We start from the raw sequence: 13,519 nt of genomic DNA on the forward strand, positions 1-13,519 counted from the left end.
ATTCGTTGAAAATCAGGCCTCTGTCAGAGGCCTTAAAAAGGAATAAAAATCGCCATGTTACTACCCTGGCTAATATTGATTCCCTTTATCGGCGGCTTTCTGTGCTGGCAGACCGAACGCTTTGGCGTGAAGGTGCCGCGCTGGATAGCGCTGATTACCATGGGGCTGACGCTGGCGCTCGGTCTGCAATTGTGGTTGCAGGGCGGCTACTCACTGACGCAATCCGCCGGTATTCCGCAGTGGCAATCTGAATTTGTCCTGCCGTGGATCCCGCGTTTTGGCATCTCTATCCATCTGGCGCTCGACGGACTGTCGCTGCTAATGGTGGTGCTGACCGGCCTGCTCGGCGTTCTGGCGGTGCTTTGCTCCTGGCGAGAAATCGAAAAATATCAGGGCTTCTTCCACCTGAACCTGATGTGGATCTTAGGCGGCGTTATCGGCGTGTTCCTGGCCATCGACATGTTCCTGTTCTTCTTCTTCTGGGAAATGATGCTGGTGCCGATGTACTTCCTGATCGCGCTGTGGGGCCACAAAGCTTCTGACGGGAAAACGCGTATCACGGCGGCGACCAAGTTCTTCATCTACACCCAGGCGAGTGGTCTGGTGATGCTGATTGCCATCCTGGCGCTGGTCTTTGTGCACTATAAAGCGACCGGCGTCTGGACCTTCAACTATGAAGAACTGCTGAACACGCCGATGTCCCACGGTGTGGAATATCTGCTGATGCTGGGCTTCTTCATCGCCTTCGCGGTGAAAATGCCGGTGGTGCCGCTGCATGGCTGGCTGCCGGATGCGCACTCCCAGGCGCCGACCGCCGGTTCCGTCGACCTGGCCGGTATCTTGCTGAAAACCGCCGCTTACGGTCTGCTGCGTTTCTCCCTGCCATTGTTCCCGAACGCGTCGGCGGAGTTTGCGCCTATCGCCATGTGGCTGGGCGTTATCGGCATTTTCTACGGCGCGTGGATGGCCTTTACCCAATACGACATCAAGCGCCTGATTGCCTATACCTCCGTTTCCCACATGGGCTTCGTGCTGATCGCTATCTACACCGGCAGCCAACTGGCGTACCAGGGCGCGGTGATTCAGATGATTGCGCACGGTTTGTCCGCAGCCGGTCTGTTCATTCTGTGTGGCCAGTTGTACGAACGTCTGCATACGCGTGACATGCGTATGATGGGCGGCCTGTGGGGCAAGATGAAGTGGTTGCCTGCGCTGTCCATGTTCTTTGCGGTGGCGACGCTCGGTATGCCGGGCACCGGTAACTTTGTCGGCGAGTTTATGATTCTGTTCGGCAGCTACCAGGTGGTGCCGATGATTACCGTGATCTCCACCTTTGGGCTGGTATTCGCCTCTGTATACTCGCTGGCGATGCTGCATCGCGCTTACTTCGGTAAAGCGAAGAGCCAGATTGCCAGCCAGGAACTGCCAGGGATGTCGCTGCGCGAGCTGTTTATCATTCTGTTGCTGGTGGTGCTTCTGGTACTGCTTGGCTTCTATCCGCAGCCGATTCTGGATACCTCGCATTCTGCGATGAGCAACATCCAGCAGTGGTTTGTTAATTCCGTTACTACTACAAGGCCGTAAATCGCCATGACAATAACTCCACAACACCTGATTGCGCTGCTACCGCTGCTGATCGTCGGCTTGACGGTGGTGGTTGTGATGCTCTCCATTGCGTGGCGACGCAATCACTTCCTCAATGCCACGCTATCGGTCATTGGGCTTAACGCTGCTCTGGTTTCGCTTTGGTTTGTCGGCCAGGCCGGGGCAATGGACGTCACGCCGCTGATGCGCGTTGACGGCTTTGCGATGCTCTACACCGGGCTGGTGCTGCTGGCGAGCCTCGCCACCTGTACCTTTGCCTACCCGTGGCTGGAAGGCTATAACGATAACCAGGAAGAGTTCTACCTGCTGGTGTTAATCGCCAGCCTGGGCGGAATTCTGCTGGCGAACGCCAACCATCTGGCGGCGCTGTTCCTCGGTATTGAACTGATCTCACTGCCGCTGTTCGGCCTGATTGGTTATGCTTTCCGCCAGAAACGCTCGCTGGAAGCCAGTATCAAATACACCATCCTCTCCGCTGCCGCCTCGTCTTTCCTGCTGTTCGGGATGGCGCTGGTCTATGCGCAGTCCGGCAACCTGTCTTTCGAAGCGCTCGGTAAGAGCCTCGGCGATGGTATGCTGCACGAGCCGTTGCTGCTGGCGGGCTTTGGCCTGATGATTGTTGGTCTGGGCTTTAAACTCTCTCTGGTGCCGTTCCACCTGTGGACGCCAGACGTTTATCAGGGCGCGCCTGCGCCGGTTTCCACCTTCCTGGCGACGGCGAGCAAAATTGCTATCTTCGGCGTGGTGATGCGTCTGTTCCTCTATGCGCCGGTAGGCGATAGCGAAGCGGTACGCGTGGTGCTGGGCATTATCGCCTTTGCCTCTATCATCTTTGGTAACCTGATGGCGCTGAGCCAGACCAACATCAAACGTCTGCTCGGTTACTCTTCTATCTCTCACCTCGGCTATCTGCTGGTGGCGCTGATTGCCCTGCAGAGCGGCGAGATGTCGATGGAAGCGGTAGGCGTTTACCTGGCCGGTTATCTGTTCAGCAGCCTCGGCGCGTTTGGCGTGGTCAGCCTGATGTCCAGCCCGTTCCGCGGCCCGGATGCGGATTCTCTGTACTCTTACCGTGGTCTGTTCTGGCACCGTCCGGTTCTTGCCGCAGTGATGACGGTGATGATGCTGTCGCTGGCAGGTATCCCGATGACGCTGGGCTTTATCGGCAAATTCTACGTGCTGGCGGTCGGCGTTCAGGCCAGCTTGTGGTGGCTGGTCGCCGCCGTGGTAGTGGGTTCCGCGATTGGTTTGTACTACTACCTGCGCGTTGCGGTGAGTCTCTACCTGCACGCGCCGCAGCAACCGGGACGCGACGCGCCGACAAACTGGCAGTACAGCGCAGGCGGTATCGTGGTGCTGATCTCCGCGTTGCTGGTGTTGGTACTGGGCGTCTGGCCGCAGCCGCTGATTAGCCTTGTGCAACTGGCGATGCCGCTGATGTAATGCCGCGTTGATGATGTCAATAACCGCCGATTTATCGGCGGTTGAGGCTGATGACCAACACCGGAGCCTCTAAATGTTGGATTGCATCCAACTTATGAAAACCTGTGACGCATAGAGACCATAGACTCGTTGGGTGAGGCGTAGCCGAAACCCAACACTTTTCCAACGAACACAGAACCAGATGCCGGATAAGGCGTAGCCGCCATCCGGCATCAACGTTGTATTCCCCTTTGTCAGCCATCCGACAGCGCCGCCAGGCGCTATTATATTCACACCTCTTCTATATTCCCCCTGAATAATAGATCGAAGCGATAAAATTCAAAACCAGTCAGCTTTGTTAATATAATTCGCAGTAATGTTATTTTGATTTATTTAATTTACATGAATCCAAACGGTAGAATTACTAATTATTACCGCAACCTCTAAGTACATATAATCGTTAAATAAATTTATTTACACACCATGTCATGCTAATGTTCATTTATAAATTTTAATAAAATGACAAATTCCGATTTATTATGTCGTAAACGTTACTCCGATATAGCCGGGTTTTGTGCTGCTCCACGGAGGTAAACAAAAAGGACAAAAAGAAAATAAGGACATAGTAAGTGAACAAAACCTACAATATTATATGGAACGCCGCCCGCGGCATATATATTGTCACCTCCGAACTGGCGCGCAGCGGTAGCCGCGCTATCGTCAGCGTCAGCGCCTCGTGCGCGGTAACTCTGCTGGCGATGGATGCTGCCCCCGCCGTCGCAGAGGAAACGCGAGTTTCTATTCCCTCCCAGACCACCACCTACACCCTGTCAGGCGCTACGCCGTTTGTCGTGGAAACGGGCAATACCGTCGCCACCGACACAGCGACCAGCGCCGCCATCGTCGGCGATAACAGCAACGACTGGGATCTGCTGATTGAAAGCGGCGCTGTCGTGGGGAGCAGCCTGACCGACAGCCAGGCGATGAACCTGGATTCGTCAACGGGCGCCACCAGCGTACATAACCAGGGGACGATCACCGGTTCCAACGAAGATGGAACGATAATGCTTCAAAACGGCGGCAGCGTGATCAACGATGCCCTAATCGAAAACAACGCAACGTATGAGCATGATCCTGAGGATATCCCCCAGGAATATGCCGGCGTTTATATGCTCAATGGCGGCAGTTACGTCAGCAGCGAAAGCGGGGTGCTGGAGGGCGTTTCCGGAGTGATCGTCCAGAGCGGCGAGGCCCACATCACCAACGGCGGGATGATTAACTCCGATGGCTCCTGGCGCTCTTATGGCGTCGAGTTTCGCGACGGTACTTACGGTACGATTGTCAATACCGGCACCATTATCACCACGGCCAGCGATGGTTCAAACAAGATCGAGGATGCGGCGATTTATGTCCACACCCTGAATGATATGGCGGTGAGTGGTTCTGTTTCTGTTGATAATAGCGGCCTTATGCAGTCTGATTTTATTACCGTTGCGCTCTATCACGGTTCTCATTTTGAAGTGGTCAACCGTGTCGGCGGGGTGATCACGGCGGGAAACAGCAGCCTCGTCGGCATCAAGTCCACCGCCATGGAACTTAAAGTGGGCGTCGACAACCTCGTCACCAATGACGGCACGATTTCCGCATATGGCACCGCCAATACTTACGGCATCCATTATGGCGAAAGTACCTCCGGCGGCGTTATCACCAATACCGGCTCCATTACCACCACGGGCGGCGGCGCGGGAGACGCCAGCGTCTATGTCCACGGCAACGGCGACGGCACCGTCGTCAACAACAGCGGAACCATGAGTTCCACCGTCTATGGCGTCTATCTCGACTCGGCACGTTCCAAAGGCCATACGCTCAATAACCAGGCCGGGAGCGCAATCTCGGCCAACACGGCGGTGGCGATTAATGGCAACGGCAATACCATCACCAACCAGGGGAAGATGACCGGCGTAAGCGACGGCCTCCTTATCAGCGGCAATAACAATATCGTCACCACCTCAGGCGGTGAAATTTCAGGCAAAAATGGTATCCGCGTCAGTAAAGGCAGCGGCAACCAGATCACGGCCAAAAGTGGAAGTAAGATCACCACCACCAGCACCGGCATCAGTATCGCTGGCGGCAATAACCAGATAACGACCGAAAGCGGAAGCGCTATCGTCGCCAAAGACAACGGCATCCTGATTAACAGCGGTGCCAACAACGTCACCAATGGCGGCAGCATCACGGCGACCGGCTCCAGTATCTCTTACGGCATCCATTACTATAGCGGCACCAGCGGCACTATCACCAACACCGGCACCATTACCACAACGGGTAAAGGCGCCGGGGACGCGAGCGTCTATGCCCACGGCGGCGCCGTCACGATTAACAACAGCGGCACGATGGACTCCTCGGTATTCGGCGTCTACGTCACCACAGGCCACACGCTCAATAACCTGGCGGGCGGCTCCATCACGGCAAATACCGCCGTTCAGCTCAACGGCAATAACAATACGCTCGCTAATGCGGGAGCAATCCTGGGCGACACCAATGGCGTAACCATCAACGGCTCCGGCAACACCCTGACCAGTCAGGGGAAAATAACCGGCGGAACCAACGCCATTCTCATCAATAGCGGCAGCAAGAACAACACCCTCACCCTCAATACCGGTACGGAGATATCCGGCAGCATTACCGACGACAACAATAGCGCCAGCGCCAACAATAATCTGATTCTGGATGGGGAGGGTACGCTGGGCAGCAGCATCAGCGGCCTGAACAGCGTGACCAGCAGCGGCGACTGGACGCTGTCGGGCGCGACGATGAACCTCTCGGGAACAACCAACAGCGCGCTTTGGGTAAAATCCGGCACGCTGATACTGAACGGCGCGATGACCGCCAAAGGCGCGACCGTCGATAGCGGCACGACGCTGCAGATTGGCAACGGCGGCACGCTGGGCGCGTTTAACGGCGACATCGTTGACAACGGCACGCTGACGTTTAACCGCAGCGATGCCGCCGCCTACGGCAGCGTCATAAGCGGCAGCGGCAACGTGGTAAAACAGGGCGGCGGCGAGCTGACGCTCAGTAACAACAACAGCTACAGCGGCGGCACCACCATTGCAGAGGGAACGCTGACCGCCACCGCTGGCGGCGCGCTGGGCAGCGGCAATATCGACAACCGCGCTTACCTCAAACTGGACGCGGCAAGCGCCAGCGATCCCTTTATCGTCGCGGATCTCACCACCCACAGCGGCGCCACCGTTGAAATCGGCGCGGGCAGCACGCTACAGGCCAATACCCTGACCCAGCAGGACGGCAGCACGCTAACGGCCGATTTGACGGAGACCAGCGGCCCCGTCATCCGCGCAAAAAACGTGAATCTGGACGGTACGCTCAATGTCGCCTCGCCAGCCAGCCAGGAGCCGATACGCAGCACCGACGATCTGATCTCCCTGGCGCTTATCGAATCGGACAACGCCATTAGCGGCGATTTTGACGACATCACTATCAACGGCAACGCCATGAACCCGGACGCGTTCATTACCGTCGTGGGGCAGAAAAACGTCAATGACACACACTATGATCTGGTCGAGACGTTGACGTGGTATGCCGATCGCGACAACGCCGCCATCGACGCCCACGGCACCTTCAACCTGGCGGATGCCGACGACAGCTTTACGGTCAACACGGTGCTGGAAGACGTTGACGCCAACAGCGGCTGGAACGGCCAGTCGCTTACCAAAACCGGCGCAGGCACGCTGATCCTGAATGCGGAAAACACCTATACCGGCAGCACCACCATCAGCGAGGGTACGCTGATTGCCACCAACGTTGAGGCGCTGGGTACCGGCAACGTCACCGACAACGCCACGCTGGAGATGAACACCGGCGGCGATTTTGACAACGCCATCAGCGGCAGCGGCCAGGTGGTGAAATCCGGCGACGAGACGCTCACGCTCTCCGGCGCCAATTCTTACACCGGCGGCACCACCATCAGCGGCGGCACGCTGGTCGCCAGCAACGTTGAGGCGCTGGGCACTGGCGACATTACCGACAACGCCACGCTGGAGCTGAACGCCGGCGGTGACTTCGCCAACAACATTGGCGGTACGGGCAGCGTGGTGAAATCCGGCGATAAGACGCTCACACTCTCCGGCAGCAATACTTACACCGGCGGCACCACCATCAGCGGCGGCACGCTGGTCGCCAGCAACGTTGAGGCGCTGGGCAGCGGCGACGTCACCGACAACGCCACGCTGGAGCTGAGCACCGGCGGTGACTTCGCCAACAACATCGGCGGTACGGGCAGCGTGGTGAAATCCGGCGACAAGACGCTCACGCTCTCCGGAACCAATTCTTACACCGGCGGCACCACCATCAGCGGCGGCACGCTGGTCGCCAACAACGTTGAGGCGCTGGGGACTGGCGACGTCACCAACAACGCCACGCTGGAACTGAACACCGGCGGTGACTTTACCAACGCTATCAGCGGCAGCGGCCAGGTAGTCAAATCCGGCGACAAGACGCTCACGCTCTCCGGCGCCAATTCTTACACCGGCGGCACCACCATCAGCGGCGGCACGCTGGTCGCCAACGACGTGAACGCGCTGGGTACTGGCGACGTTACCGACAACGCCACGCTGGCGCTGAACGCTGTCGGCGATTTTAACAACGCCATCGGTGGCAGCGGCAAGGTGGAAAAATCCGGCGACGACACGCTCACGCTTTCCGGCAGCAATACTTACACTGGCGGCACCCTTATCAACGGCGGCACGCTGGTCGCCAGCAACGTTGAGGCGCTGGGTACCGGCGACGTCACCGACGACGCCACGCTGGAACTGAACACTGGCGGCGATTTTGACAACGCCATCAGCGGCAGCGGCCAGGTGGTGAAATCCGGCGACGAGACGCTCACGCTTTCCGGCAGCAATACTTATACCGGCGGTACCCTTATCAGCAGCGGCACGCTGGTCGCCAACGATGTAAACGCGCTGGGTACTGGCGACGTTACCGACAACGCCGTGCTGGAACTGAACACCGGCGGTGACTTCATCAATAGCATCGGCGGTACGGGCCGTGTGGAAAAATCCGGCGACGAGACGCTCACGCTTTCCGGCAGCAATACTTACACCGGCGGCACCACCATCAACGACGGCACGCTGGTTGCCACTAGCGTTGATGCGCTGGGCAGCGGCGACGTCACCGACAACGCCACGCTGGAGCTGAACACCGGCGGTGACTTCGCCAACAACATCGGCGGTACGGGCAGCGTGGTGAAATCCGGCGACAAGACGCTCACGCTCTCCGGAACCAATTCTTACACCGGCGGCACCACCATCAACGACGGCACGCTGGTTGCCACTAGCGTTGATGCGCTGGGCAGCGGCGACGTCACCGACAACGCCACGCTGGAGCTGAACACCAGCGGTACGTTCGATAACGTCATCAGCGGCAGCGGCCAGGTGGTGAAATCCGGCGACGACGCGCTCACGCTTTCCGGCGCCAATTCTTACACTGGCGGCACCACCATCAGCGGCGGTACGCTGGTCGCCAGTAACGTTGAGGCGCTGGGCAGCGGCGATATCGACAATTACGCCAGCCTGCAACTGAACGCCAGCGGCCAGTTCGTTACGGCAAATCTCACCACTCACGATAACGCCACCACCGCAATCGGCGCAGGCAGCGCATTGCGGGCAAATACGCTAACGCAGGAGGCGAACAGCACCCTGGCCGTACACCTGACCGACAGCAACAGCGGCGCCATCGTCACCGCCGACCGCGCCAACCTGGGCGGCACGCTGGATATTACCGGCATCGGCAACGTGACGAAATCCTGGACCCGCGACGCGTACAGCTACACGCTGATTGACACGGACAGCGCCATCGATAGCGATTTTGCGCAATTCACCGTAGCCGGTATAGACGCCAAACAGGTGGATTTTCTCACCGTCGATGGGCGCGTGAACGCCGACGACGACACCCGCTATGACGTAACCGCCTCGCTGTCCTGGTATGCCGACAGCGACAACGCCGCCACCAACGCCCACGGCACCTTCACCCTGAGCGAGCAAGGTCACAGCTTCACGCTGAACACCGCGCTGACGGACGTTGACGCCACGCTCAATCCCGACAGCGCCACCTACTGGGACGGCAAATCGCTCATCAAACGGGGCGCTGGCACGCTGACCCTGGGGGCGCAAAACACCTACAGCGGCGACACCGACGTGCAGGAGGGCGCGCTATGGCTGGCCGAAACGGCGACTATCGGCTCTGCGGGGAGCGCGCAGGCGGTTAATATCGCCGCGAACGCCGCCTTTGGCGGCCATAACGCCACGGTGAACGGCCATGTTAACAATCTGGGCAACCTGTACTTTGTCGATACGTTCACCGTCAACGGCGATGTCGTCAACAGCAGCGCGATGATAAGCGGCAGCGACCAGCCCAACAATACGCTGACGATCGCGGGAAACTATACCGGCAACGACGGTCATCTCTATCTCAATACCCAACTGGGCGATGACAGCTCGCCCACCGATAAACTGATCGTCACCGGCGACACCGCCGGTAGCACCACGCTGCATATCACCAACGTTAATGGCCTGGGCGCAAAAACGGTTAACGGTATTGAAGTCATTGAGGTGGGCGGCCAGTCCGACGGTGATTTTACGCTCTACAAAGGGCATGTTGATATTAACGCCTGGACCTACACGCTGAAACAAGACGGCGGCGACTGGTACTTGCGCTCCGAGTCTGATGACGTGCCGGACGACGGCGGTGAGGTTACTCCGCCGGACGACGGCGGCGATATCACCCCGCCGGACGATGGCGGCGAGGTCACTCCGCCTGACGACGGCGGCGAGGTCACCCCGCCGGACGATGGCGGCGAGGTCACTCCGCCGGACGATGACGGTGAGGTCACTCCGCCTGACGACGGCGGCGATATCACCCCGCCGGACGATGGCGGCGATATCACTCCACCTGACGGCGGCGACGTCACGCCCGTGGCGCCGCAGTACCGCGCCGACATTGGCGTTTATCTCGGCAACCAGTGGATGGCGCGCAACCTGCAAATGCAGACCCTCTACGACCGGGAAGGCAGCCAGTACCGTTCCGCCGACGGCAGCATCTGGATGCGTTTTAAGGCCGGTAAAGCCGAATCGCAGGCGGTTAACGGCAATGTAGATATCGACAGCGACTACTCGCAGTTCCAGCTCGGCGGCGACATCCTGACCTGGAGCGACGGCGCGCAGAGCGTCACCGTTGGCCTGATGGGCAGCTACATCAACGCCAGCACCGACAGCACCGGCAACCGGGGGGCGGACGGCAGCCAGTTCTCCGCCAACGGTAGCGTGGACGGCTACAACCTCGGCCTCTACGCCACCTGGTTTGCCGATGCGCAAAGCCATCGCGGGGCTTACATCGACAGTTGGTATCAGTACGGCGCTTACAACAACAGCGTGGATAACGACGGACTCAGCGCCAGCCGTTACGACTCCGCCGCGCACGCCGTCTCGCTGGAAACGGGTTATCGTTATGATATTGCGTTAAGCAACCGCAACACGGTCAGCCTGACGCCGCAGGCGCAGGTCACCTGGCAGCGCTACAGCGCCGACACGGTTATTGACGATGGCGGTACCCGCATCAGCGGCCAGAACGATGATAGCTGGACGACGCGCTTAGGCGTGCGTGTGGACGGTAAACTGTACAAAGAGAGCGGCAGGATCCAGCCGTTTATGGAGGTCAACTGGCTGCACGCCAGCGACAATGCCTCGGCCACCTTTGGCGACACGAAGGTATCGCAGGATTTGCCGAACGACCGCGTGGAAGTGAAAGTGGGGATTCAGGCAAACGTCAGCGAACGGCTAAGCGTCTACGCTCAGGCCGCCGGTCAGAAGGGAAAGAACGACTACGGCGACGCCAGCTTTAGCCTGAACATGCGCTATAACTGGTAGGTTGCTGACCAGGCTTAGTACAACATTTATGCCGGATGGCGGCTACGCCTTATCCGGCCTATAGGGTTATCAATATGTGATAATTCGTAGGCCTGATAAGCAAAGCGCCATCAGGCGTAGGTTGGGTAGAGCGCAGCGCAACATTCGGTATCCGGTTCCGCAAGCAGTGGAACAACTCTCCCAACTGTTTTCGTGACCCGTTTCCCGGATAAATGTTTATTCATCGACTTCAATGGGAAAAATTTGATCTGAAGCGTATTTCTGTCAGCGTTTTTCAGGGCGTCCGATCGCGCTCAGTTCATTATTTCATGTGACGGCGGCATATAATCTCTTTCCATCAATAACGTGAGCAACGGCACGGCTTAATGGGTTGGTGTCTGGCGGGTTGTAAAAGGAAGTATCGGCGAGGGCACAGTGCAGATTGTCCCCCATCTTATATATTCACTTTTGGTAAACCGGTCACTGTAAATAATGTTCTTCACGCAGAATCTGTGGGTCGAACGCCAGCAACTGATTAAGTTGTTCATCTTAAACATAAATATTATTTGCCTCAAAAATATAATTATGTTTTTTATTATTGGTGGTTATTAACGCAGGTAATGTTATTTTCTACTTTCGCCATGCAGATAATAAAAGTAAAGCGGAATATAATGCAGGACATCTGCAGAGAGTTACCCGAATATAATTGAAAAGGAATTTGTATGCTTAATGGAAAAACATTAATGCTGTTGTTGGGTGGGGTTGTTCTCTCGGGCTGTGGGCCGGAGCCCTCCGACCCGCAGGGAAATAATCCGGCTGAGTTAAAACAGGAGCAGGCTATCCAGAAAGAAAATAGCGCTCAGGCCGGGGATGACACTGTCCAGAAAAGACAAGCCGAGGCCGCCCAACAGGCTGCGAAAAAAGCAGCCGAATATAAAGCGAAAGCTGAAGCCAAAGCCCTGGCAGATGCCAAAGCGGCATCTCTGGCAGATGCCAAAGCGGGATCTCTGGCAACAGCCGAAGCACCGCAACATGAAATGCGGACACGTGCCGTGGCATCAAAAGCGTTCGCTGCACAAGGCGGTAATGTAATGGGGACCGCGCGTTACGAACACTACGACGAAAATCCGATTAAACAGGTAAGTCAGGCGCCGCTCGCCACGTTTAGTCTGGATGTAGACACTGGCAGCTACGCTAACGTGCGGCGCTTTCTGAATCAGGGACAACTGCCGCCGCCGGAAGCCGTGCGGGTAGAAGAGATGCTCAACTATTTTCCCGCGCCTCAGCCCGTTGCGGATAAGCAGGATAACACTAAACCTATTGCGGCCTGTATACCGATGCCATTTGCGGTTAAATACGAACTGGCTCCCTCGCCGTGGAACGCGCAGCGTACGCTATTAAAAGTTGATGTTCAGGCCCGGGACATGCAGACCAGAGATCTACCACCTGCCAACCTGGTTTTTCTCATTGATACTTCCGGCTCTATGCAGCCAGCGGAACGCCTGCCGTTGATCCGGTCGGCGCTAAAACTGTTGGTGAACGATCTGCGTGCGCAGGATAACATCACGATTGTGACCTACGCGGGCGGCACTCACGTTGCGCTGGCGTCTACAGCGGGAAATAACACAACCGCGATTAAAGCGGCAATTGATAATCTGGATGCTTACGGGAGTACCGGTGGTGAAGCGGGATTACGACTAGCCTACGAGCAGGCCGAAAAAGGGTTTATCAAAGGCGGCGTTAACCGCATTTTGTTGACCACCGACGGTGATTTTAACCTCGGTATTACCGATCCCAAAGACATCGAAGCGCTGGTAAAAAAAGAGCGCGAGAAAGGTATTACTTTATCTACGCTGGGCGTCGGCGATGACAATTTCAACGAAGCCATGATGGTGAGAATTGCTGATGTGGGTAACGGTAATTACAGCTACATCGACTCCCTCTCCGAGGCGCAAAAAGTCCTCAAAGATGAGATGCATCAAACGCTGGTCACCGTTGCCAAAGATGTAAAATCGCAAATCGAATTTAATCCGCAGTGGGTGACTGAGTACCGGCAGATTGGTTATGAAAAACGCCAACTGCGCGACGAGGATTTCAATAACGATAAGGTTGATGCCGGTGATATCGGCGCGGGTAAACACGTCACGCTATTCTTTGAACTGACGCTTAACGGGCAGAAAGCCTCGGTGGATAAACTGCGCTACGCTCAGGATAAAGCCGCCTCAAAGCCAACAAAATCAAGCGAGCTGGCGTGGATCAAATTGCGCTGGAAAGCGCCGCAGGGCAGCGAAAGTACATTAGCCGAGTTCCCGGTCGTTATGGGAAAGATGCCGAGCTTTGCTGACGCCTCTGAAGATTTTCGTTTCCGCGCGGCGGTAGCGGCTTTCGGGCAAAAACTGCGTGGCTCAGAAACGCTGGCAGATACGACCTGGCCGCAAATTATTAAATGGGGTGAACAGGCGCGCGGAGAAGATAAACAAGGCTATCGCGCGGAGTTTATTAAACTGGTAAAACTGGCGGAAGGCTTGTCTCACTAAGCGTCAGGGGATGCCTGTACTGCAGGCATC

Annotated in this window: 4 protein-coding genes; all 4 read left to right on the top strand. The window is 57.1% G+C overall.

All coding sequences use genetic code 11. The features are described from left to right. The first annotated feature begins 54 nt into the window (after positions 1-54). The gene (gene nuoM, locus ABVM99_RS14290; protein WP_023138690.1) at positions 55-1,584 is read left to right on the top strand and encodes an NADH-quinone oxidoreductase subunit M; all 1,530 of its coding nucleotides are present in this window, start codon (positions 55-57) and stop codon (positions 1,582-1,584) included. Between the two features lie 6 nt (positions 1,585-1,590). Continuing rightward, complete coding sequence (gene nuoN, locus ABVM99_RS14295; RefSeq protein ID WP_000156667.1) at positions 1,591-3,048, top strand: NADH-quinone oxidoreductase subunit NuoN; 1,458 nt, start codon at positions 1,591-1,593, stop codon at positions 3,046-3,048. A gap of 608 nt (positions 3,049-3,656) precedes the next feature. Further along, a complete protein-coding gene (locus ABVM99_RS14300) occupies positions 3,657-10,973 on the top strand; it encodes an autotransporter outer membrane beta-barrel domain-containing protein (protein WP_052938520.1) in 7,317 nt (2,438 codons plus the stop codon). Between the two features lie 701 nt (positions 10,974-11,674). After that, positions 11,675-13,489, top strand: coding sequence for a VWA domain-containing protein (locus tag ABVM99_RS14305; protein WP_023195611.1), 1,815 nt, complete (start codon positions 11,675-11,677; stop codon positions 13,487-13,489). The last annotated feature ends 30 nt before the right edge of the window (positions 13,490-13,519 follow it).

Origin of the sequence: Salmonella sp. SJTUF15591 (assembly GCF_043356435.1) — a bacterium.
GTDB classification, from domain to species: Bacteria; Pseudomonadota; Gammaproteobacteria; order Enterobacterales; family Enterobacteriaceae; genus Salmonella; species Salmonella enterica.